Here is a 22,067-nt window from a genome sequence, read left to right as displayed (position 1 = left end):
GATACCTCCCCAGACCGCCCCGGATGTCCTTGCAGCCGGGGCGGTTTCGTCGTGTCCGAAGGCACAACAGGTACTGCTGCCGCTACCGGACACAGCACAAAGCCCCTCGAGCCGTTGTGCGGATCGAGGGGCCGTGGTGTGCGACATCGAGCGGTGGCTCAGCCGTACTGCTTCCTGACCTCCGTCTTGCGGATCTTGCCCGAGCCGGTGGTCGGCAAGTCGTCCACGAAGACGACGGAGCGGGGAATCTTGAACCTGGCCAAGCGTTCCCGCAAAAAGGCCAGCAGTTCCTCGGCGTCGGGCTGTGTCCCCTCCCGCGCGACGACGACCGCTCGGCCCACCTCGCCCCACTTCTCGTCCGGGACCCCGATCACCGCGCAGGCCGCGACCTGCGGGTGATGGGCGATCTCGTTCTCCACTTCGGCCGGATAGATGTTCTCCCCGCCGGAGATGATCACGTCCTTGACCCGGTCCACGATGTAGGCGTAGCCGTCGGCATCGACGGTGGCCACATCGCCCGAGTGGAACCAGCCGTCGCGCAACGCGTCCGCGGTGGCTTCCGGCCGGTTCCAGTAACCGCGCATCACATTGGGCCCGCTGACGAGGACCTCGCCGCGCTGCCCCGGCGCCACCTGCGCGCCGTCGGCGTCGACCACGCGCACGTCGGTGAAGAACGACGGCACGCCGGCCGAGCCGAGCTTGGCTTCGGCGTGCGCCCGATCCAGGACGAGCACGCCCGGCGCGGCCTCGGTCATCCCGTAGCCCTGGACGAAGCCAAGGCCGCGTTCGACGTAGCGGCCGATGGTGGCGTGCGGCACCGGCGCGCCGCCGCACAACAGAATCCGCAGGCTGGACAGATCGGCGTCGGCCCAGCCCGGCTGCGCGGCGAGCGCGTCGTACATCGTCGGCACGCCGAACATCCAGGTGACGCGCTCCTGCTCGATCAGCGCGAGCACCCTGGCCGGATCGAACTTGGCCAGCAGCACCACCCGCCCGCCCTTGAGCAGAGTCGGCAGGCAGATCATGCCGAGCGCGGCCGCGTGGAACAGCGGCGCGGCCACCAGCGACACCTCGTCACCGGCGACATCGCTCTCGACGAGCACATTGACCGAATTCCAGGTGAGGTTGCCGTGGGTGAGCACGGCGCCCTTGGGCCGCCCGGTGCTGCCGGAGGTGTACATGATCAGGCAGTCGTCGTCCAGACCGACCTCGACATCGATCGGTTCGGCCGACGCGGCGGCGAGCAGGTCGTCGTAGCCGCCGACACCGCCGACGCGCACGATGCCGAGGCCCGCGATGCCGGGCAGGGCCGCGACCGCGGCATCGTGCTCGCCGTGGTGCACGAGCACGCGCGCACCGGAATCGGTGAGTGCGTACTCGATCTCCGCCACGGCCGACCGGTTGTTCAGCGGCACGAAGACCGCGCCGAGCCGACCGGCGGCGAAGAGTATCTCCAGGTAGGCGGGATGATTCGGGCCGAGGTACGCGACCCGGTCCCCCGCGCCGACGCCGAGGGCGCGCAGGGCCTGCGCGGCGCGGTCGACCCGCTCGCTCAGCTGCGCGTAGGTGATCTCCCGATCATCCGCGGTGACGGCGACGGCCGTCGGTGTCATCCGGGCGCGGCGCGCAGGCCACGAGCCGAGCCCCCGATTCCGCACGTTCATCCCTCTCCTCGCGGTTATTTGGCAGGGTCGAAGGCGCCGAGACCGGGCCGGTAGGTCTTGTCGTCGAGGAACTGACTCAGGCCCTTCTCCCGGCCGCCTTCGACATCGAGCGTCCGCGACTGGTCCAGCTTGGCGTACAAGTAGTCCTCGGACTGCGCCCAGGTCATCTCGGCGGCGAACTTGTAGCCGACCTTGGCGGTGTGCAGCACCACCTGATTGAGACCGGCCAGCTTCAGCGCCAGCTCGCGGGTCCGGCCGCGCAGCCGATCGGCGGGCACGGCCTCGTTGACCAGCCGCATCTCGGCGGCGCGAGTGCCGTCGAAGGGCTCGCCGGTCATGATGTAGTACAGCGAGTCGCGCTGGTTCACGGTGGCGGCCATGGCCTTGGTGACCACCGACCCCGGCGGGATGCCCCAGTTCACCTCGGACAGGCCGAACTGCGCCTTCTCGTCGGCGATGGCGAGGTCGCAGGCGACCAGCGGGCTGAAGGCGCCGCCGAAGCACCAGCCGTTGACCATCGCGATGGTGGGCTTGGCGAAGTAGGACAGCCGCCGCCACTGCCATTCGGTGCTGGCCCGGCGCGCGCGATTCTGTGCCGCGACCGTGCCCGCGGCCTCGATCTGGCGGAAGTACTCCTTCAAATCCATTCCGGCGGAGAAGGATTCACCCGCACCGGTGAGTACGAGCACGCGGCACCGGTCGTCGTACTCGAGCACGTCGAGGGTCGCGCACATCTCGTCGTTGAGGGTCGGGTTCATCGCGTTGCGCTTCTCCGGCCGGTTGAGCGTCACCCACGCGATGCCGTCGTCGAACTGCACGTCGACGGTGTTTCCCCAAGGTTCGGCGCTGCTGTCCATCACACTTCCTTTATCAGTATTGCTGATGATTTCGGGGACAGGTCTACCCCACCCGATCCGGTCCGTCAATACCTGTTTCCACTCCCGGTATGGACGCCGAAACCGTTCAGCCGATGGGCATTTCGCCCAAATCGCGAGCGCCTGCCTCGGCGGCGAGTGTCGCGGTGCCGTGCGCGAGCACGGCGCGGAATTCCGCGCGACGGCGCGGGCTCAGACCGTTCAGAAGCTTGCCTTCGATCGCGGCGACCAGCGGCTCGGCTTCGCGCAGGACCTCGCGCCCGTGGTCGGTCAGGGCAGCCACCAGGACCCGTCGGTTGGCCGGGTCGCGGTCGCGGCGAATCAGGCCGCGTTCCTCCATCGTCTGCACCATGACGTTCATGGTCTGCGGACGCAGGAACGACCGGCGCGCCAGCTGCGCCGAGGACAGGCCGCTGCGGCGTTCCAGCACGGTCAGCGCCGTGTATTGCAAGGTGGTCAGGCCCAGCGGGCGCAGCGCGTCGTCCATCAGCGCGCGCACCGCCAGTTCCAGTTGCTTGATCAGGTACAGCGTCGATGGTGCTTCGGGTTCCGGCCGCTCGGTCACCGGGCCATCTTTACACCGCGCGACCGTCCGGCAGCCTTTCCGCGCCTTGGGTTTCCATTCAATGAAAGTGCCGTAGTGGCCCCGGCCACAGAAAGCCCATCGTGGCACCATGCCCATTTCTCGTGCTCTTCTGATCGGCGGCAAGGAGGTTCCGGCCACGTCGGCGCGGACCACGACCGTGATCGATCCCTGGTCGGCCACCGTCTACGCCACGGTCGCGGCCGCCGCGCCCGCCGACGTCACCGCCGCCGTCGACGCCGCCGACTCGGCGTTCGCCGACTGGGCCGCCATGCCCCCGTTCGAGCGTCGCGCGATCTTCCTGCGCGCCGCCGATCTGCTGGACGCGCGCGCCGAGCAGGCCATCGGACATATGGCGGGCGAGGTCGGCGGCGCGGCGCCGTGGGCAGGCTTCAACGTCGCGCTCGCCGCGAACGTCTTTCGCGAGGCCGCCGCGGCGATCACCGCGTCCCGAGGTGACGTACTGGCCTCGGGCGCACCCGGTGTGCTGAGCATGGCCGTGCGCGAACCGCTGGGCGTCGTCGCGGCGTTCGCGCCGTGGAACGCGCCGATCATCCTGTCGGCGCGTGCCGTCGCCGCACCGCTGGCCGCGGGCAACACCGTGGTGCTGCGGCCCAGCGAGGCCGCACCGATCTCGAGCGGGTTGCTCGTCGCCGACGTGCTGCACGAGGCGGGGCTGCCCGCCGGTGTCCTCGATGTGATCACCAACGATCCCGCGGACGCGCCCGAGATCGCGCGCACGCTGATCAGCGACGAGCGGGTGCGCGCGGTGAACTTCACCGGGTCGACCGGGGTCGGCCGGATCATCGGCACCCTCGCCGCCGAGCACCTCAAGCCCGCCGTGCTGGAACTGGGCGGCAAGAACTCGATCATCGTGCTGGACGACGCCGACGTGGACTACGCGGTCGGCGCCGCGGTGTTCGGCGCGTTCGCCAACTCGGGCCAGATCTGCATGTCGGCCGACCGGGTGCTGGTACACGAGTCGCTGGCCGCGGAGTTCACCGCGAAGTTCGCCGCCGCGGTGGCCGGACTTCCGACCGGTGATCCGTCGGATCCGCAGACCGTCATCGGTCCGATGGTGAATCCCGCTGCCGCCCAGCGCATCGCGGGCCTGGTGGCCGACGCGGTCGCCAAGGGGGCGACGGTCGTGGCCGGCGGCGGCGAGCCGGAGGGGGCGCTGCACCGCGCGACCGTGCTGACCGGTGTCACCCCCGCGGCGAACCTGCACCACGACGAGGCCTTCGGGCCGCTGTGCGTCGTGGACACCTTCGCCACCGACGCCGAGGCGATCGCCATGGCCAACGACACCGAGCACGGCCTGTCGGCGGGCATCATCACCGAGAACGCCACCCACGGCCTGCGTGTCGCGGCCGGCCTGCGCACCGGCATCGTGCACATCAACGACCAGTCCGTCGGCGACGAGCCGCAGGCGCCGTTCGGTGGCGTCCGCGACTCCGGCTACGGCCGCTTCGGCGGCCGCTGGGGCATCGACGCGTTCTCCAACACCCGCTGGGTCACCGTGGCCACCGAGCAGCTGCCGTTCCCCGGCTGAATTCGGTCCGGCCGGATCACCCCCGGGTGGTCCGGCCTTGTCGTCGACCGGTCGGTGGTGTGCGAAAGCCCGGCTCCTCGTGGGAGCCGGGCTTTCGTCTGTGCGCCTGCCCTATTCGGCGGCGGATTCGCGCAACACCCGGTCGGCGATGGCGAAAGCGCTGTTGGCCTTGGGAATTCCCGAGTAGGGGGCGGTGTGCAGGAGCACCTCGGCGATCTCGGCTTCGGTGAGGCCGTTGCGCAACGCGGCCCGCACATGCATGGCGAGCTCGTCATGACAGCCGAGCGCGGTGAGCACCGACAGCGTTATCGCGCTGCGGGTGCGGCGGTCGAGGCCGTCGCGGGTCCACACACCACCCCACGCGGCCGCGGTCAGGTATTCCTGGAACGGCCGGGTGAATTCGGTGGTTCTCGCCTGCGCCCGGTCGACGTGCGCGTCCCCGAGGACGGCCCGCCGCACGGCCATGGCGGCGTCGTTGTTCGGGTCACTGGTCACGAGCACTCCTGGAGATGGTCGGTGATGGCGGTCAGGAACGAGCCGGGCTGTTCGACAGTGCCCAGGTGCGCGGCATCGCCGATGATCCGGAACCGGGCGGCGGGGATTCGATCGGCGATCGCCTTGCCGTCGTCCGGCGGGAACGCCGGGTCCTGCGCCGTCGACAACACGAGGGTCGGCGCCGTGATCGCGGGCAGGTCGTCGAACAGGTCGATCTCGGCGAGCGCCTCGCAGCAGGCGGCATAGCCTTCGGCGGGCGTGTCCGCGGTGAGCAGCCGTTTTTCGGCGACGACCCTCGGGTGCGCTGCGGCGAACTCCGGCGTGAACCACCGCCGCACACTGGCGGTGGCGATAGCGGCCATCCCTTCGGCCCGCGCCTGCGCGGCCCGAGTGCGCCATTGCGGCGGATTCCCCGGCCGAGCCGACGTGCAGCAGACCACCAGCCGCCGCACCCGCTGGGGCCGGTGCCGCGCCAGCCACAAGCCGGTCATCGCACCGAGCGAGACCCCGACGACGTGCGCCGACTCCACCCCGTGCCGATCGAGAACCGCTTCGAGGTCGCCGCCGAGATCGGCTAGCGAGTACGGCCCGACCGGGACCGGCGAATCGCCGTGGCCCCTGGTGTCACACCGGATGACCCGAAACCCGTTGTCGGCCAATGGCCGCACGTAGTCGTCCCAGATCGACAGGTCGCTACCGAGGGCGTTGAGGAGCAACACCGCCTCGCCCGAGCCGTCGCCGTAACTCTCGCTCCGCAGGTCGACCGGCCCGGTTGTGCGCGGCCCGCCGCCATCGCGCTGTCGGCCCGCATGCTCGGCCAGAGCTCGCCCGAGGAAGAACCGCGTGCTGCCGAGGTAGGTGGACGGTTCTACGAGTGCCTCGATCTCGGCGCGATCGAGCAGCCCGGCCAGTCTCGGGTGCGCCCGCAACGCGTCGGCGAAGGTGAGCCGGTCGTCGGCTCGAGCCACGCATTCCTCCACCACCTCGTGTGCTGTCAGCCTGCCCAGCTCGGGTATCAGCGCGGTACTCACCCGTTCGGCCAGCAACGCACCACCGGTGGCAACCAGATTGCGGCGCATCCGCACCGGGTGTATCCGCAAGCGAGACAGGCTGGTCCGCAGCCATGACACCGCCGATCCGGTGCTGCGGAGCAGTTCGGTGAAGGGCTGCCATTCGGCATGCCACGACCCTGCCCCCCGTTGCAGGTCGGGAGCGGCGGCCAACAGGGTGGCGACCAGGCCGGGGGCTTGCGCGGCCGCGGCGACGGCGCAGACCGCGGCGATCGGGTTCCGTTTGTGCGGCATGGTCGACGAACCACCGTGGCCCGGCGCGTGTTCGGACACCTCGCCGATCTCGGTTTGCGACAGCAGTGTGAGGTCGCGGCCGATCTTGGCCACGGCGGCGGCGAGAGTGCCCAGCGCACCGGCGATCTCGGTGATCCGGGTGCGGTCGGTGTGCCACGGCAGTTCGGGTTCGGCGAGGTTCAGGCGCCGCGCGAAGGCGGCCGACGTCGCCGGACCGTGCGCGCCGAGGGACGCCAGAGTGCCTACCGCACCGCCCAATTGGACGGCCAGCTGTTCGACCCGCACCTGGGCCATCCGGTCGGCCGCGGCCCCGAGTGCCGACAGCCAACCCGCGGTGGTGAGGCCGAAGGTGATCGGCAGGGCTTGCTGCAGCAGACTCCGGCCGACAGCGGGGGTCGCGGCGTGCTGTTCGGTCAGCCGCGCCAGCAGCTCGGTACAGGCGGCGAGATCCACGAGCAGGGCGTCGATGGAGCGCGCGGCGATCAGCATCGCCGCGGTGTCCATAATGTCCTGGCTGGTCGCGCCCAGATGGACCACGCCTGCCGCGGCCGGATCCGCGACCCGCGCGGTCAATGCTCGCACCACCGGCGCCGCGGGGTTGCCGACGCCGGTTGCCGCCGCGCCGATCTCGGCGGCGTCGTAGAGCTCCGGCCTACAGGCGGCGGCGATCGCCTCGGCGTGCTCCGGGGCGATCACCCCCGCGTCGGCGAGCGCTCCCGCCAGGGCCGCCTCGACGTCGAGCAGGGCGGTCAGCCAGGCGGCATCGCCGGTCTCGGCGGCCACCGGTCCGGCGGCACGCAGCGGCCCGAACAGCTCAGACATCGAAGAACACCGTCTCGAGCTCACCTTGGAGGTGAATGTCGAAGACATAACCGTCGCCGGTCCGCCGCGCGAGCAGCCGCTCCCGGCGCGCCGGTTCGATCGAATTCAGCACCGGGTCGGCGGCATTGGCGGAGTCGAACTCCGGAAAGTAGATCCGGGTGACGACGCGGTGCAGGAGTCCACGGGCGAAGACCGACACGTCCAGATGCGGCGCTTGCACCGCCGTGCCCCGAGCCGGAAGTTCCGGCGGGACAACCGTATGAATGGCGTACCCGCCGTCGCGCGTGTCACTACGGCCGAAACCGGTACGCGCCGAACGGGATCGATCGGGCTCGGCGAACGCGGTGGGGTCGACCTGCCAGGTCTCCACCAGCGCGTCCGTGATCGGCTCGCCCGCGCCGTCGAAGACCTGTCCGCGGATCCACACCGCGCCCGCGGTGCCCACCGGCGCGGCGATCGGGCCGTCGGGCCAGGTCAATCCGATGTGCAGATAGGGCCCGACCGTTTGGGATGGCGTCGAGAGCAGGTGTTCAGTCATCGTGCGGCTCCTCGAACGGGGTGGCGTCGCGCCCGCGCAGGACGATGTCGAACTCGAAGTTCATCGCCCATTCCGGCTGTGTCCCTTCGAGACTGAACCGGGAGATCAGGCGGGGCCGCGCCGCTTCCGGCACCGCGTTGAAGATGGGGTCCTGGGCGAACAGCGGGTCGTCGGGGAAGTACATCTGGGTCACCAGCCGCTGGGTGAACGCGCGGCCGAACACCGAGAAGTGGATGTGCGCGGGCCGCCAGGCGTTGTCGTGATTGCGCCACGGGTAGGCGCCCGGCTTGATCGTGGTGAACGAATAGCGGCCCTCGCCGTCGGTGAGGGTCCGCCCCGCGCCGCTGAAGTTCGGATCGAGCGGAGCTGGCCAGCGATCACCGGTGTGCCGGTAGCGGCCAGCGGCGTTGGCCTGCCAGATCTCGATCAGCGAGTGCGGGATCGGTGTGCCGTCGCCGTCGAGCAGCCTGCCCGAGACGATGATGCGCTGACCCAGCGCCTCACCCGCGTGCTGCCTGGTGAGATCGGCGTCGTTCGGGCCGAGGCGGTCCGCACCGAGCGCGGGGGCGCTCACCTCGGTGAGCAGGTGCGGCAGCACGACCAGCGGCCGGGTGGGATGCCGCAGCGCGGTGGAGCGGTAGGCCAGCTCGTCCAACGCCGGGTGCGTACCCGGCGGATCGGGACGGTAGGCGAGGGTGTTCGGCGAATCCGTTCGGTTCATCACGCCTCCTGCAGCGCCCGCAGGGCCGAGAGCTCGGCCGCGGTAGGTGGTGCGGTGACCGACAGCTCGGGTGCCACGCGGAGTTCCCATCCGGTGGCGGCGGCCACCCGATCCACGGTCACGCCGGGGTGCAACGCGGTGAGGACGAGCTCAGCGGTCTCCGGATCAGGCCGCAGGACACCGAGATCGGTGATCACGGTGGTCGGGCCGGCGCCGGGCAGGCCGAGTTTCGCGCGGTCGCCGAGTCCGCGACCATGTCCGACCGAGGTGATGAAGTCGACCCGGTCGACGAAACTGCGCTTGCTCTGGCGAGTCACCACGAACACCTCGCCGCACGAGGCCGCGATCTCGGGTGCGCCACCGGCGCCGGGCAGGCGGACGGCCGGGTCGGCGTAGTCCCCGATCACCGTGGTGTTGATATTGCCGTACCGATCCAGTTGCGCCGCACCGAGAAAGCCGACGTCGATGCGCCCGGCCTGGAGCCAGTAGTTGAACATCTCCGGCACGCCGACCACGGCATCGGCGGTGTCGGCGAGAATCCCGTCACCGATGGAGGCGGGCAATCGGTCCGGCTTCGCGCCGATCGCGCCGGATTCGTAGATCAGGACGAGATCGGGTGCGTGCAAGCGCCGCGCCAGATTGGCTGCGGTAGAGGGCAATCCGATGCCGACGAAGACTCGCTGACCACCACCGAGCGCACGGGCCGCGGCGATCGACATCATCTCGTCCGCGGCGTATTCGAGCGTTGTCATGCCGTCGCCTCCCCATCGGTCAGTTCTTTCAGCCACCGCTGGAACGCTTCTCGGTCGCGTCCGATGGGATCCCACTCGGCATACGCGTCGTTGTCGCGTTCGTAGTAGCCCTGCGCGTACGAAGGCCACGCGCCGCCGGGGACGACGGCCACCGCACCGATGACCCAGTGCGGCAACACGATCGCACCGGGCATCGGGGTCAGCTCGTCGACCAGTTCCTCGACGGTCACCAGGGCAGTCCGCGCGGCGAGCACCGCTTCCTTCTGCACGCCCAGCAACCCCCACAGCTGCACGTTGCCGTGCCGATCGGCGCGTTGCGCGTGGATGATCGTGACGTCGGGGTTCAGCGCGGGCACCGCGGCAAGCCGCTCCCCGGTGAACGGGCAGTCGATGAACGCGACGGTCGAGGTGACCCGCGCGAGATCGGTGCCCGCGTAACCGCGCAGCACCGCGAACGGCAGCCCGGACGCGCCCGCGACATAGCGGTTGGCCATGCCCGCGTGGCTGTGCTCCTCGATCTCGAGCGCGCGCGGCCACTGCCGCTGCACCGCTTCGCGGAACCGGTGCAGCGAGCCGACACCCGGATTCCCGCCCCACGAGAAGACGAGCTTGCGCGCGCAGCCGGCCCCGATCAGCTGGTCGTACACCAGATCCGGGGTCATCCGCACCAGCGTCAGATCGCGACGGCCCTGCCGGATGATCTCCTGACCCGCCGCCATCGGAATGAGATGGGTGAAACCTTCCAGCGCGACGGTGTCGCCGTCGTGCACCAGCGCGCGCACGGCATCGGCCAGCGACATGATCTCAGCCATGGCTGCCTCCTCCGATCGGCAGGCCCGCGTAGTTCTCGGCCAGTTCCCTGGCCGCCGCGGGGGAGTCCGCGACCCGGCGCAGCTGTGCGAGCTGTAGTTGGGCGTCGAAGTCGTCGCCGTGGCGGTGCAGCATGCTTGTCATCCACCAGGAGAAGTGCGTGCAGCGCCAGACCCTGCGTAATGCGGTGTCGGAGTAGGCATTCGCGAGTTCCGCCGAACCGTCGGCGAGCAGCGCGACCAGCGCCTCGGCCAGCAAGGCCACGTCGGCGACCGCGAGATTGAGTCCCTTGGCCCCGGTCGGCGGCACGATGTGGGCCGCGTCGCCGGCCAGGAACAGCCTGCCGTGTCGCATCGGGGTGGTGACGAAACTGCGCATCGGCAACACGCTCTTCTCCAGCACCGGACCGGTTTTCAGGTCCCAGCCGTCGAGGTGCAGCCGGGTCGCCAGCTGCTCCCAGATCCGGTCGTCGGACCACTCCTCGATCCGCTCGGCTGGGTCGACCTGCAGGTAGAACCGGCTGACGGTGTCGGAACGCATGCTGTGCAGCGCGAAACCGTTCTCGTGCCAGGCGTAGATCAGCTCGTCGGTCGAGGGCGCGACCTCGGCGAGCACGCCGAGCCACGCGAACGGGTAGGCACGCTCCCAGCTGCGGCGCTGCGGCATGGCCTGCTTGCTCGGCCCGTGGTAGCCGTCGCAGCCGACGACCACGTCCGCGTCGATCCGCCGCGCGACACCGTCGGCGTCACGAAAGGTGACGTAGGGCCGGTCGGTCGTCAGATCGTGCAGCGCGACGTCACCGGCTTGATAGAACGCCTGCTGACCTGCCTTTTCGCGCGCGGCGAGCAGATCCTTGGTCACCTCGGTCTGCCCGTAGACGTAGACCGCGCGATTGGCCGACTCGACGAAGTCCAGATGCCTGCGCTCCCCCGGCCACTGCAGATAGATTCCGCGGTGCTCGATGGCCTCGGCCGAGAGCCGTTCGCCCACACCCGCTTTCCTGAGCACGTCGACGGTGCCCGACTCGAGGATCCCCGCGCGGATGCGGGAACTCACATGGTCGGCGGTCTGTCGTTCCACGATCACCGAATCGATGCCCGCCAGGTCGAGCAACTGCGCAAGCAGCAGCCCGGCCGGACCGGATCCGATGATCGCGACTCGGGTTCGCATGATGGTTCGAACTCCTCATCTGGGCTGGTAGGTGAGGCCTAGAATGTCCCCGCTACCAGCCGCGACACCATGCCGCCTTCCATTCAATGGAAACCGGGCGCGGCGGCATCGCCCATCGATGATGTGCTGTGACCCGCACCATTCCCGGACCAGTAGGAGCATCAGATGACCGGCCACCGACGCGGCGCGTTTCGCATGGTGAGCACCGCGCTCGCCCTCGCCGCCGCCCTCTCCCTGACCGCATGCGGCAGCTCGAACGACGACGCGACCCCGGTCCAGCTGACGGCGAAGGCAGGCCCGGCCGGCACCACGTTCTGGGACATCACCGACCAGCCGCCCGCCGATGCCGAGCCGGGCGAGATCTACTGGGCCCAACCACGATCAGACGCACCGGCAGGCGCCCAGGGCTGGAACGTCGTCTACGTCTCCGAGATCCGCCCCGGCGTCAAGGCTTACGTCTCCGGCGAGATCTACGCGCCGGTCGGCCGCTCCGACAGCCCGCGCGACCTGATCCTGTGGAACCACGAGACCACCGGACTGGCCGACAACTGCGCCCCGTCGCGACGCAGCCTCGGCGCGGGCGAGGAGTCCAGGGTGCCCGGCATCGAAGCGCTGCTCGCCCAGGGCAATGTGGTCGCGATGAGCGACTACCCGGGCCAAGGCCTGCCCGGGCCCGCGTACTACATGGTCGGCGACGTGAACGCCCGTGCGTCCCTGGACATGCTGCGTGCGGTCCGCACGCTGCCCGAACTGAACACCTCGAATCGATACGTCGAGTACGGCTGGTCGCAGGGCGGCGGTACCACCATGCACGTCGAGTCGATCGCCCGCGGCTACGCGCCGGAACTCGAAGGAATGGGCGCCGGGCTCATCGCCCCGGCGGTCCGAATCCGCGACCTGACCCTGAACTCGATGAAGGGTCCCGAGAACGCGGGCTATGTCATCGCGACCCTGCCCGGCATCAAGGCCGCCAACCCGGACCTGCGCTACGCCGACTTCCTGAACCCGAACGCGATGGAGATGCTGCCGGTACTCGCCGACGGCTGCTTCGACATGTGGACCGCCGCCCAGCCGCTGCGCGACTACTACAAGCCCGAGGCGATGGCGCCGGGCGCTCCCTGGTCGAACGCGATGGCCGCGGCCGACGACTTCCGTCCCGCGGGCGCCATGCCGTTCACGATCTACCAGGGCGCCGAGGACATCACCACCCCCGCCGAACTCACCGCCCGTGAGCGCACCGCGCTGTGCAAGGCCGGTTCGGCGGTCGAGTACAACGAATACCCCGGCCTCGACCACGAGAGCGTCGTCGCTCGCGGCGCCGAACTCTTCCCGGCGTGGGCGGCCGACCGCTTCGCGGGCGAGCAGGCGCCGAGCAACTGTCCCGCCTGACCGTATAGCGCGGTTGCTGTAGGGTCGACCCGTACGAAAGCGCCCTCGGTGCCCCCACCGAGCGGCGCGAACCGTCGGAATCTGCGGGACGATGCGGCAGGATCGGGCGGTTCATGGCAGATTGTTTTGTGTGACCAACACTTCCGGAGACGCGTATCCCATGGCGGACACGATGACCACCTCCGTCGCAGTGCGTGACGGTGCGACCGTGCTCACGGTGGCCGGCGAGGTCGATCTTGCGACCGCGCCCGCACTGGAAACCGCGATCGAGGGCATCCTGGCGAGCAAGCCGACGGCATTGATCATCGACCTGACCGCGGTCAGCTTCCTCGCCTCGGCGGGGATGGCGGCGCTGGTCGCGGCGCATCAGCGGGCCGGGGAGGCTACGACCATCGCGGTGGTCGCCGACGGACCGGCGACCAGCCGTCAGCTCAAGATGACCAGCCTGGATCAGGTCTTCGCGCTGCACTCGACGCTCGAGGCGGCATTGTCCTCGCTGCGATCCAACTGAGCCGCGAGGCGACCCAGCCGCGACTCGACCGAGCTGCGACACCACCAGACCCGAACGCGACGGCGTCCCGGCACGCAGGCCGGGACGCCGTCGTTTTCGTCAGACCAGCTCGCGCAGCTGCTCGATCAGCTTGACCCGCTCGGCGGGCGTGGCGGCCATCGGCACCACGTTCAGCGCGGTGACGCCCGCCTCGCGGAAGGCCGCGACGCGTTCCTTGACGAAACCGGCCGGACCGACCAGCGAGATGTCGCGGACCAGCTCGTCCGGCACGACCTTGGCGGCCTCTTCCTTCTGGCCCGCCAGGTACAGCTCCTGGATGCGGTCCGCCTCGGCGCCGTAGCCGTACTTGGTGGCGAGGGTGTGGTAGAAGTTCTTGCCCTTGGCGCCCATGCCGCCGATGTACAGGGCCAGGTGCGGCTTGACGAACTCCAGCAGTGGCGTCACGTTCTCACCGATGGCCAGCGCCGGACCGGCGAACACCTCCAGCTCGCCGAGGGCCGGATCGCGCTTGGCCAGACCCGCGTCCAGCGACGCGCCCCAGACGTCCTTGGCCCGCTCCGGCAGGAAGAAGATCGGTTGCCAGCCTTCGGCGATCTCGGCGGCCAGCTCGACGTTCTTCGGGCCGAGCGCCGCGAGCAACACCGGAATGCGTTCGCGCACCGGGTGATTGATCAGCTTGAGCGGCTTGCCGAGACCGGTGCCCTCGCCTTCGGGGAGCGGGATCCGGTAGTGCTTGCCCTGGTACTCGAGCCGTTCCCGGCGCCACACCTTGCGGCAGATCTCCACCAGCTCCCTGGTGCGCCCGATCGGCGCGTCGTAGGGCACGCCGTGGAAGCCCTCGATCACCTGCGGACCCGACGCGCCGAGGCCGAGCAGGAACCGGCCCTCGGAGACGAAGTCGAGGCCCGCGGCGGTCATCGCCGTGAGGCTCGGGGTGCGGGTGTAGATCTGCAAGATGCCGGAGGCCAACTGCAGCCGCTCGGTCTTCGCGGCCAGGTACCCCAGCGCGCTGACCGCGTCGAAGGAGTACGCCTCGGGCACGAAGACCGTGTCGAGTCCGGCCCGTTCCAGGTCGGCCACTTCCGCCGCCGCTTCCTTGAAGCCGCCCGAGTAGTTGATGCCCAATCCGATCCGCATGTGCTCAACATAACCGCAGGTTTGCACCGGCCGCGCACCGGCTGTCCGACGCGGCGGTCCGGCCAGGGTGCGCGCGGCGGCAAGCGGTAGCGTGATCATCAGTTCACGCCGCCGAAGAACGAAAGGCCACCCGTGTCGCAGCCGAGCACGTCGTCCCAGGAAACCGCGTCTTCCTTCGGTGAGGTCACCCTCGCGCGGTACCTGACCGATCTGGCCGCCAAGATCCCCGCGCCGGGTGGCGGCGCGGTGGCCGCGCTGCACGCCGCGCAGGGCGCCGCGCTGATCGCCATGGTCGCCCGGTACACGACCCGCGCGAAGGACGCCGAGCACCGGCCGATCGTGGACCGGATCATCGAGGCCGCCGATGCCGCCCGTGACCGCGCGCTGGCCCTCGCCGACGCCGACGCGGCCGCGTTCACCGCCGTCGGCGCCGCGTACAAGCTGCCGAAGGACACCGACGAGGAGACCGCGGCACGCACCGAGGCCATCAACGCCGCCCTGGTGGAGGCCGCGCGGGTCCCCGCCGCGGTGGTGGACGAGGCCGACGAGGTGCTGTCCCTGGCCGCGGAGCTGCTGCCGATCGGCAACCCGAACGTCGTGACCGATATCGGCGCCGCGGCCGACGCCGCCCGCGCCGCCGCGTCCAGCTCGCAGCTCAACATCGAGATCAACGTGGCCTCGCTGCCCGCCGCGCTGGGCGACAAGTTCGCGCCCGCGTTGCTGCGCATCGAGGAGATCACCGCGCGCGCCGACGCCCTGCACGCCGAGGTCGTGCACGTCGTCCGCAGCTGAATCCCGTCGGCGACACGCCGATAGGAGACACGCCGACAACATTCCGGTGTGGCGGCCCTGACCAGCGGCGTGTCGGCGGATGCGCGAACCTTCGTACCGAAGGGTCTCCCGGGTCACCATGGCCGGATCTACGGTTGATGGTCATGAGTGACGCTCCCCCGTCCTCCGAGACGCCCGGCGACCCGGCGCTGCAGGTGCGCGAGCGACGCGCGCACGCCTGGAGCAACTACCGTGCCGCGCGCATCGCGCTGGCGGACCTGCGCATCCGCACCAATCTGCGCGGCAGGCCCGAGTGGCTCGGCCGGCTGCCGGGCGGGCCGTACGAGCGCGCGGAACGGCGGCTCGACCGGCTCCGTCGCGAACTCGGCAGGCACGGCGTCGGCGCCGACGAGCGCTCGTGGGGCGTGCTCTCGGGCGGGGAGACCACCACGCTGAGCGGCGTGGTCGGGATCGAGGCGACGATCGCCGCCGTCGCGCCGCGTTTCGCGATGATCGCGCCGCAGTGGGCGCGGCAGCTGCGCGCCCTCGCCCGTGACTGCCCCTACGTGCGCGAGCAGGCCGCCGAGGGCGACCGCACGTCCGTCGACGAACTCACCTATCGACTGGCGGAGGCCGTGCGACTCGCGCCGTCCGAGGCGGCGCGGCAGCGGCTCGTCGATCACCTGCCCGGCGAACTGCGCCCGATTCCTTCCGATGTCATGCGGTTGCGCAGGAGCGGGCCGGGACCGATCGAGATCGAATTCGAGATCCACACCAGCACAATCGAACTCGACGGCATCACGGTCACGCCCGCGCTGCGCGGCATGGGCCTCGGCACTGCGGGCCTGGTGCACTTGTGCCGCACGGCCGACGCGCACCACCTGCACATCGCCGGTCAACTGCTGCCCACCTTCCGCGACGACGAGGCGACGGTCGCCGCCCTGGCCCGCTGGTGCCGCGCGCACGGTTTCACGGTGCAGGAACGGCTGGGCGGGCGCATGTCCCGCCCTCCGGCCACACCCAAGCCGGAATCCCGGCCGATCCGTCCGCTCGGCGGCGCGCCGCAGGCATAGCGAACGACGAGGAGGAGGCCGCGGTGGCGTTCACCGAGGAAGAGATCACCTACCTGCGCGCCCAGCCGCTGGCCAGGCTGGCGACGGTGGATCCGGACGGGCAACCCGACGTGGTGCCGGTCGCGATCGAGGTCGAGAATCCCGGGCTGTGGATCTGCGGCGCGGGCGAGCAGGTGTTGCCGAAAAACCGACCGGTTTCATGATTACCTCCCCGGAATCATGCCTCACATGTTCGGCAAGCCGGGTTGATCATGAAGGCGTAGGATAGTTTTCCGCGTACCACACCATCTCGAAAGGGGTGGAGCCATGCGGAGCGTTCTTCGCAACCTGTTCCTCGCGACCGTTGTCGTCGCTGTGGCCGTCTTCGGCTCGGGCGCGGCGGCGGCGACGCTGATCGGCCCGGCATTCGCCGACAGGATCACGGCGATCACGCCGACTGCCGGGCAGGAAGTCGGCGTCGCGCACCCGGTCACCATCCAGTTCGCCGCACCGGTCACTGACCGCGCTCGCGCCGAGCGCCTCGTGAGCATCGGCTCGGCAGGCCCGCTCGACGGCACGTTCGCGTGGGCGAACGACCGCGAGCTCACCTGGACGCCGACGGACTTCCTGCCCGCACGCTCCGACATCACCGTGCGATTCGGGAACTCCCGCACCGAATTCCGCACCAACGAAGGCGTTTACGCCGAGGCCGACATGTCCGCGCACACGTTCACCGTGAGCATCGGCGGCCAAGTCGTGCGGAGCATGCCCGCGTCCATGGGCAAGCCCGGATTCGAAACACCAACGGGCACTTACCCGGTGCTGGAGAAGTTCCGCTCGGTGGTCTTCGACTCCCGCACCATCGGCATCCCGCTGAGTTCGCCGGAGGGATACCTGATCAACGGCGAATACGCCGAACGTCTGACGTGGGGCGGTGTTTTCGTGCATTCGGCGCCGTGGTCGGTGGACTCCCAGGGTTATGCCAACGTCAGCCACGGCTGCATCAATCTCGGGCCCGACGACGCCGCTTGGTATTACGAGACGGTCGGCATCGGCGACCCGGTGAACGTGCACTGGTGAGGCCGCGTTCGGAGGTTCTCCTCTCCTCGCGACGCGCCCCGGACGTTTCGCGGAAGCCAGTTCCCTGGCAGTATCGTGCCGGGGAGCTGGTTTCGATGTGGGATGCACCCGACGGCGTGACCTGATGAAGGCGGGGAGATGGAACGACCGGACATGACGACACGACCCGGACGGGGCATGATGCCGCGCCCCGCCGCGCCCGGGACGCCGCCGTGGCCCGGCGAACAGAACTATCACGGCGAAACCGACTATCGCGGCGAGTGGGCGGACTGGGTGCCGCGGCGACCGTACGACTCGGCGGCCGAGCCCGAATGGGAACCCGAGGCCGAATTCGTTCCGGAGCCAGCGCATTTCCCCGAGGAAGACGTCTTCGCGCGGATGATCGACCGCTCCCCCAAGCGCCCGCCCATCAAGCGCTGGGCTCCCGCGCTCGTCGCTTCCGTCGCCGCGCTGGCGATGACCGCCGCGGCGTTCCTGTACTTCCGCGGCGATCCCGCACCGCAGCCCACCGCCGCCAACAGCCCGGTCCCGACAGCCGAGCCGGTGGCTCCCGCCACCCGATGCCCCGCGGAGCGCGTGGGCAACAAGATCCAGGGAAACGGCGACGGCGGCACCGATTCCGGGCCGGGCGCGATCTTCGCCTTCCAGTACGCGTATTACGTGACGCGCTCCGCCGAACAGGCGCGCGCCGTGGTCGCGCCGAACGCCTCGGTGCCGACGGTGGCGGCTATCCAGCACGGCATCGACAGCATTCCCGCGGGCACCACGCACTGCGTCGCGATCACGCCGGGCGCCTTCGCGGGCCAGTACCGCGTGGTGATCACCGAGAACCGGCCGGGCCGCGACCCGATGACCTACAACGCCCAGCTGGTCAGCGTGGCGCGGACGGGTGACCGCACCCTGATCACGAGTATCGCCGCGGCGGGCTGAGCCGAAGTACGACAGCGCTCGCGGCGGGCCGTGGCAACTGGTGCCGCGGCCCTGTTCGACGGCAGCGCTTCCTACATCTCTCAGCCGCGCAGTTTCTCGGCGGCCGCGACCACGTGCCGCATGAGCAGCGCGGTGGTCACCGGGCCGACGCCGCCGGGGACGGGGCTGAGTCCGGCGGCCTTGCCGCGCACCGAGTCGGCGTCCACGTCGCCGACGATGCCGCCGTCGGGCGCCTCGTTGGTGCCGACGTCGATGACGACCGCGCCCTCGCGCACGTGCTTGCCGGTGACCAGCCCGGCCCGGCCCGCGGCGGCGACCACCACGTCGGCGGTCGCGGTCACGGCCGCGAGGTCGGCCGTGCGCGAATGGCACACGATGACGGTGGCGTCCTCGGCGAGCAGCAGTTGCGCGAGCGGCTTGCCGACGATGTTCGAGCGGCCGACCACCGCGACCAGCTTGCCGCGCAGCGGGATCTCGTGGTGCTTCAGCAGTTCCACCACGGCCTCGGAGGTGGCGGGCACGAAACCGTCCAGACCCGCGGCGAGCAGGCCGAGCGAGAGCGGGCTGACCCCGTCGACGTCCTTGTCCGCGGCGATCGCCGAGCTCACGTCGTCCAGCGAGACACCGGCGGGCAACGGGGTCTGCAGCATGATCGCGTCGTAGGAGGTGTCGGCGCTGCGCGCGGTGAGTTCCTCCCGAATCTGCTCCGCGGTGGCGTCGGCGCCCAGATCGATACGCTCGCAGGCGATTCCGAGCCGCTCGGCGGCCTTGCGCAGCGAGTTGACATACCAGGCGCTGGCCGGATCGTCGTTGGCCACGACCAGGGCCAGCCGCGGGGCGTGTATGCCCGCGGCGAGCGCGGCGGTGCGCTCCTTGGTGTCGGCGTTGATGGCGGCGGCGAGTTCCTTGCCGGTCAGCGAAAGGGTGTCCACGGGGTGACAGCTTAATGGGCGCGGCCGCACGCATTCCGTCAGCAACCCGCTGGCCGGGTCGAGCTCGGACGGCCGCGTGAATCGACCGGGCGATTCGGCCACGCAATTACCGGGCTGCGGCGGGGTCCGGTCGTATCGTGTGGAGAGCTTTGCCCGGCCAACTGCCAGCTGACGTACCGAAAACCCCGTTTCACGCGTGGAAAGGTGTCGACTGTAGTGAATATCTCGAGGCATTGGAGAATCCTGGTCGCGACAGCGTTCGCGACGTTCACCCTCACCGGCCTGGCGGGCGCGCCCGCCCAGGCGTCCCCCGAAACCGACGCCCTCTACAACTCCGCCCAGCGCCACTTCGTCGACGGCAACGACGGCGCGGGCCTCGCCGATCTGCGGGCGCTGATCGGCGCCGATCCCCATGACACCGAAGCGCTCTCGCTACAGGCGATCTGGTCGCATTACGCCAACGATCTGCTCGGTCTCGCCGACGCCATGGGGCGGTTGCAGATCGCCGATCCCGAGCTGGCCGCGGGCACCGGCCACGTGCTGCACGCGATCAGCGCCGCGGTCGGCACACTGCCCAATCCGCTGCCCGCGCTGGTCGGCCCGCAGACCGGGATCGTCGTGCTGGGTTACGGTCTGCTGCCCGACGGCGCGCTGCGCCCCGAGCTGGTGAACCGGTTGACCGCGGCGTGGATCCAGGCCGTCGCGTCGCCGTTCTCGCCGATCGTGGTGACCGGCGGCAACCCGCAGAACGGGATCACCGAGGCCGAGGCCATGCGCAACTGGCTGGTCGAGCGCGGCATCCCGGCCTCGCGCGTGCACGTCGAGAACCGCGCGGGTTCGACGGTGCAGAACGCGCTGTACAGCAGCAAGCTGCTCCGCGACGTCGGCGCCACCAGCGCGGTCGTGGTGACCTCGCCCAACCACATTCGCCGCGCGGTCGCGGACTTCATCGTCGCGGGCACCCACGTCGTCGGCGCCATGACATCGCTCGAGCAGCTGGTCTCCCAGCTCCCTCCACCCGCCCGCCACGCCCAGCGCGGCATCTACCTCGACGCCACCCGCACCTTCCAACTGGCCACCTCCCGCTAGACACGCGCGGCCCGCGGCCCGATCGAGACGTTCTCGGTCGGGCCGCGGAACGTCTCGTCCCGATACCCGGGGTTGTATCGGTGACGACGACAACGCGGTCAGGCGGCGATCCGGGCCGCGGAGGCGCCGGAGGGGACTTCGAGCCAGGGCCTGGGGCAGGATGGCCGGGTGTCTGGTGTGGAGGTCGCCGAGGTGGCGGCGCAGCTGCGGGTGGCGGGGTGTGTGTTCGCCGAGCAGGAGGCGCGGCTGTTGATCGATGCCGCGGAAGAGACCGGACGCGATATCGATGGCCTTGTGGCGGAACGGGTTTCCGGGATGCCACTCGAGCACCTGCTGGGCTGGGCGGAATTCCGCGGGTTGCGGGTGGCGGTCGGGCAGGGTGTGTTCGTGCCGAGGCAGCGCACGGCTTTCCTGGTCGAGGAGGCGCTCGCACTCGCGAACGCGATCGAGCCGACGCCCGTGGTGGTCGACCTGTGCTGCGGCTCCGGCGCCTTGGGTATGGCGCTGGCCACCGCGCTGATCGCCCAGGGGCAGACGGTCGAACTGTCGGCCGCCGATATCGAACCCGCCGCCGTCGAGTGCGCCCGCCGCAATCTCGCTCCGCTCGGCGCGGCCGTGTACGAGGGCGACCTGTTCGCGCCGCTGCCCGCCGCCCTGCGCGGTCGCGTCGACCTCTTGCTCGCCAACACCCCGTACGTGCCCTCGGACCACATCGCGGACATGCCGCCCGAGGCCCGCGACCACGAGCCGCGCACCGCCTTAGATGGCGGGGCCGACGGTCTGGACATCTTCCGTCGCGTCGTCGCCGACGCGCCCGATTGGCTCGCTCCCGGCGGACACCTGCTCGTCGAATCGAGCCCGGAGCAGGCGATCGTCGCCACCGAGATCCTGACCGAGCGCGGCCTCCTCGCCCGCGTCGCGGAGTCCGAGGAGCACTACGCGACCGTCGTCATCGGCACGCGTCCCTGAGTGTCACCCGTGGGCACAAGCCGCGGACGGCCGCGCGTCCCCCTGGAACGCGCGGTCGTTCGTCGTCCGGGCCTACTTCTTACGTCCGGTGAATTCGTCCATCGAGTGGTAGACGCCCACCGTGTCGAGGAACAGATCGCGCAGCTTGAGCGGCAGGATGCCGGACAGCGCCCGGTTGAGGCGGGAGGTCCACGGCAGCACGACCAGCGCGTTGCCCTGCTTCATCTCGTTCCACGAGGTGTCGACGACCGCGTCCTGCTCGAGGATCGGGGTGAGCCAGAAACCCTTGGCGCCGTCGAACATTCCGGTGTTGATGTAGGTCGGGCACACGGTGGTGACCTTGACGTGGTCGTGGCCCGCCTGCTCGAGTTCCAGGCGCACCGAGTCGGACCAGCCGAGGGCCGCCCACTTGGACGCGGCGTAGACGGACATGCGCGGGTTGGCCACCAGGCCCGCGGACGAGGCGATGTTCAGCACCCGCGCCTGGCCGGTTCCGCGCACCATGGCGGGCAGGAATTCGAGGGTGATGTACATCGGCGCGAGCGAGTTGATCGCCATCGTCTTGTCGATGTCGGCGCGGTTCTCGGTCTCCCAGAAGTAGGTGTTGCCGCGCACGATGCCCGCGTTGTTCACCAGGATGTCGATGTCGCCGACCGTCTCACGGACCGCGGTCGCGGTCTCGGCGATGGCGTCCCGATCCGACACGTCGACCACGTAGTGGTGGATCTCCGAGCCGCGGCCCGCGAGTTCCGCGGCGGTGCCCTTCAGCGCGACCTCGTTGATGTCCCACAGCACCACTGCGGCGGCGCCCTCGCGCACCGCGCGCTCGGCGAACAACTTGCCCAGCCCCATGGCGGCGCCCGTGACCAGAACCTTCTTGCCCGCGACCGTGTCCAGCTTCATCCGTTCCCTATCCCTGCG

General features: G+C 70.1%; 22 protein-coding genes and 1 pseudogene. 10 read left to right on the top strand and 13 right to left on the bottom strand.

What is annotated here, in order from left to right:
• Nucleotides 1–158: 158 nt before the first annotated feature.
• From ABZV58_RS24390 to ABZV58_RS24380, 3 genes are all read right to left on the bottom strand, one after another.
• Entirely contained in the window at nucleotides 159–1,664 is a 1,506-nt protein-coding gene (locus ABZV58_RS24390) for a long-chain fatty acid--CoA ligase (protein ID WP_355002459.1), read from the bottom strand.
• Nucleotides 1,665–1,678: 14 nt separating this feature from the next.
• Entirely contained in the window at nucleotides 1,679–2,521 is an 843-nt protein-coding gene (locus ABZV58_RS24385) for a p-hydroxycinnamoyl CoA hydratase/lyase (protein ID WP_355002458.1), read from the bottom strand.
• A gap of 106 nt (nucleotides 2,522–2,627) precedes the next feature.
• Entirely contained in the window at nucleotides 2,628–3,221 is a 594-nt protein-coding gene (locus ABZV58_RS24380; RefSeq protein WP_355002457.1) for a MarR family transcriptional regulator, read from the bottom strand.
• Between ABZV58_RS24380 and ABZV58_RS24375 the strand changes: the two genes are divergently transcribed.
• Entirely contained in the window at nucleotides 3,214–4,674 is a 1,461-nt protein-coding gene (locus ABZV58_RS24375; RefSeq protein ID WP_355002456.1) for an aldehyde dehydrogenase family protein, read from the top strand. The genes ABZV58_RS24380 and ABZV58_RS24375 overlap by 8 nt on opposite strands.
• A gap of 111 nt (nucleotides 4,675–4,785) precedes the next feature.
• Here ABZV58_RS24375 and pcaC read toward each other — a convergent pair whose 3' ends face one another.
• Genes pcaC through ABZV58_RS24340 form a run of 7 tightly spaced genes read right to left on the bottom strand, consistent with a single transcriptional unit; the run spans nucleotide 4,786 to nucleotide 11,286 of the window.
• A complete protein-coding gene (gene pcaC / locus ABZV58_RS24370; RefSeq protein ID WP_355002663.1) occupies nucleotides 4,786–5,139 on the bottom strand; it encodes a 4-carboxymuconolactone decarboxylase in 354 nt (117 codons plus the stop codon).
• 26 nt (nucleotides 5,140–5,165) lie between these two features.
• Entirely contained in the window at nucleotides 5,166–7,295 is a 2,130-nt protein-coding gene (gene pcaD / locus ABZV58_RS24365) for a 3-oxoadipate enol-lactonase (protein ID WP_355002455.1), read from the bottom strand.
• The gene (pcaG, locus tag ABZV58_RS24360; protein WP_355002454.1) at nucleotides 7,288–7,833 is read right to left on the bottom strand and encodes a protocatechuate 3,4-dioxygenase subunit alpha; all 546 of its coding nucleotides are present in this window, start codon (nucleotides 7,831–7,833) and stop codon (nucleotides 7,288–7,290) included. The genes pcaD and pcaG overlap by 8 nt, the downstream gene beginning before the upstream one ends.
• The gene (pcaH, locus tag ABZV58_RS24355; protein ID WP_355002453.1) at nucleotides 7,826–8,554 is read right to left on the bottom strand and encodes a protocatechuate 3,4-dioxygenase subunit beta; all 729 of its coding nucleotides are present in this window, start codon (nucleotides 8,552–8,554) and stop codon (nucleotides 7,826–7,828) included. The genes pcaG and pcaH overlap by 8 nt, the downstream gene beginning before the upstream one ends.
• Nucleotides 8,554–9,306, bottom strand: coding sequence for a CoA-transferase subunit beta (locus tag ABZV58_RS24350; protein WP_355002452.1), 753 nt, complete (start codon nucleotides 9,304–9,306; stop codon nucleotides 8,554–8,556). Before ABZV58_RS24350 ends, pcaH begins: the two co-directional genes overlap by 1 nt.
• Complete coding sequence (locus ABZV58_RS24345; protein ID WP_355002451.1) at nucleotides 9,303–10,118, bottom strand: CoA transferase subunit A; 816 nt, start codon at nucleotides 10,116–10,118, stop codon at nucleotides 9,303–9,305. Before ABZV58_RS24345 ends, ABZV58_RS24350 begins: the two co-directional genes overlap by 4 nt.
• On the bottom strand, nucleotides 10,111–11,286 hold the full coding sequence (locus ABZV58_RS24340) for a 4-hydroxybenzoate 3-monooxygenase (protein ID WP_355002450.1): 1,176 nt from the start codon (nucleotides 11,284–11,286) through the stop codon (nucleotides 10,111–10,113). Before ABZV58_RS24340 ends, ABZV58_RS24345 begins: the two co-directional genes overlap by 8 nt.
• A 165-nt stretch (nucleotides 11,287–11,451) precedes the next feature.
• Between ABZV58_RS24340 and ABZV58_RS24335 the strand changes: the two genes are divergently transcribed.
• On the top strand, nucleotides 11,452–12,675 hold the full coding sequence (locus ABZV58_RS24335) for a lipase family protein (RefSeq protein ID WP_355002449.1): 1,224 nt from the start codon (nucleotides 11,452–11,454) through the stop codon (nucleotides 12,673–12,675).
• 172 nt (nucleotides 12,676–12,847) lie between these two features.
• The gene (locus tag ABZV58_RS24330) at nucleotides 12,848–13,186 is read left to right on the top strand and encodes an STAS domain-containing protein (RefSeq protein ID WP_355002662.1); all 339 of its coding nucleotides are present in this window, start codon (nucleotides 12,848–12,850) and stop codon (nucleotides 13,184–13,186) included.
• A gap of 99 nt (nucleotides 13,187–13,285) precedes the next feature.
• Here the strand turns inward: ABZV58_RS24330 and ABZV58_RS24325 are convergent, their stop codons facing one another.
• The gene (locus ABZV58_RS24325; RefSeq protein WP_355002448.1) at nucleotides 13,286–14,323 is read right to left on the bottom strand and encodes an LLM class F420-dependent oxidoreductase; all 1,038 of its coding nucleotides are present in this window, start codon (nucleotides 14,321–14,323) and stop codon (nucleotides 13,286–13,288) included.
• A 132-nt stretch (nucleotides 14,324–14,455) separates the two neighbouring features.
• Here ABZV58_RS24325 and ABZV58_RS24320 point away from each other — a divergent pair, with 132 nt between their 5' ends.
• The 5 genes and pseudogenes from ABZV58_RS24320 to ABZV58_RS24300 all read left to right on the top strand — a co-directional run bounded on the left by ABZV58_RS24320 (nucleotide 14,456) and on the right by ABZV58_RS24300 (nucleotide 18,156).
• Entirely contained in the window at nucleotides 14,456–15,115 is a 660-nt protein-coding gene (locus ABZV58_RS24320) for a cyclodeaminase/cyclohydrolase family protein (RefSeq protein ID WP_355002447.1), read from the top strand.
• A gap of 143 nt (nucleotides 15,116–15,258) precedes the next feature.
• A complete protein-coding gene (locus ABZV58_RS24315; RefSeq protein ID WP_355002446.1) occupies nucleotides 15,259–16,167 on the top strand; it encodes a hypothetical protein in 909 nt (302 codons plus the stop codon).
• Between the two features lie 23 nt (nucleotides 16,168–16,190).
• Nucleotides 16,191–16,334 (top strand): annotated as a pseudogene (locus ABZV58_RS24310) (pyridoxamine 5'-phosphate oxidase family protein); the annotation flags it as partial.
• A 139-nt stretch (nucleotides 16,335–16,473) separates the two neighbouring features.
• Nucleotides 16,474–17,226: a L,D-transpeptidase gene (locus ABZV58_RS24305; protein WP_355002445.1), complete on the top strand. Its 753-nt coding sequence runs from the start codon at nucleotides 16,474–16,476 to the stop codon at nucleotides 17,224–17,226.
• A gap of 153 nt (nucleotides 17,227–17,379) precedes the next feature.
• A complete protein-coding gene (locus ABZV58_RS24300) occupies nucleotides 17,380–18,156 on the top strand; it encodes a hypothetical protein (protein WP_355002444.1) in 777 nt (258 codons plus the stop codon).
• 80 nt (nucleotides 18,157–18,236) lie between these two features.
• Here the strand turns inward: ABZV58_RS24300 and ABZV58_RS24295 are convergent, their stop codons facing one another.
• Nucleotides 18,237–19,088: a bifunctional 5,10-methylenetetrahydrofolate dehydrogenase/5,10-methenyltetrahydrofolate cyclohydrolase gene (locus ABZV58_RS24295; protein ID WP_355002443.1), complete on the bottom strand. Its 852-nt coding sequence runs from the start codon at nucleotides 19,086–19,088 to the stop codon at nucleotides 18,237–18,239.
• A 216-nt stretch (nucleotides 19,089–19,304) separates the two neighbouring features.
• Between ABZV58_RS24295 and ABZV58_RS24290 the strand changes: the two genes are divergently transcribed.
• Both ABZV58_RS24290 and ABZV58_RS24285 read left to right on the top strand, forming a co-directional pair.
• Nucleotides 19,305–20,177 carry a YdcF family protein gene (locus ABZV58_RS24290; protein ID WP_355002442.1) on the top strand — a complete coding sequence of 291 codons (873 nt, stop codon included), beginning with the start codon at nucleotides 19,305–19,307 and terminating at the stop codon, nucleotides 20,175–20,177.
• Between the two features lie 168 nt (nucleotides 20,178–20,345).
• A complete protein-coding gene (locus ABZV58_RS24285; protein WP_355002441.1) occupies nucleotides 20,346–21,146 on the top strand; it encodes a putative protein N(5)-glutamine methyltransferase in 801 nt (266 codons plus the stop codon).
• Between the two features lie 72 nt (nucleotides 21,147–21,218).
• On the opposite strand, the gene ABZV58_RS24280 is transcribed toward ABZV58_RS24285, so the two are convergent.
• Nucleotides 21,219–22,049 carry an SDR family oxidoreductase gene (locus tag ABZV58_RS24280; RefSeq protein ID WP_355002440.1) on the bottom strand — a complete coding sequence of 277 codons (831 nt, stop codon included), beginning with the start codon at nucleotides 22,047–22,049 and terminating at the stop codon, nucleotides 21,219–21,221.
• Between the last annotated feature and the right edge of the window lie 18 nt (nucleotides 22,050–22,067).

This window comes from Nocardia sp. NPDC004654, assembly GCF_040609595.1.
Lineage (GTDB): Bacteria > Actinomycetota > Actinomycetes > Mycobacteriales > Mycobacteriaceae > Nocardia.
Note: the sequence above shows the minus strand (reverse complement) of the source record. Positions and strands in the feature narration are given on the sequence as shown.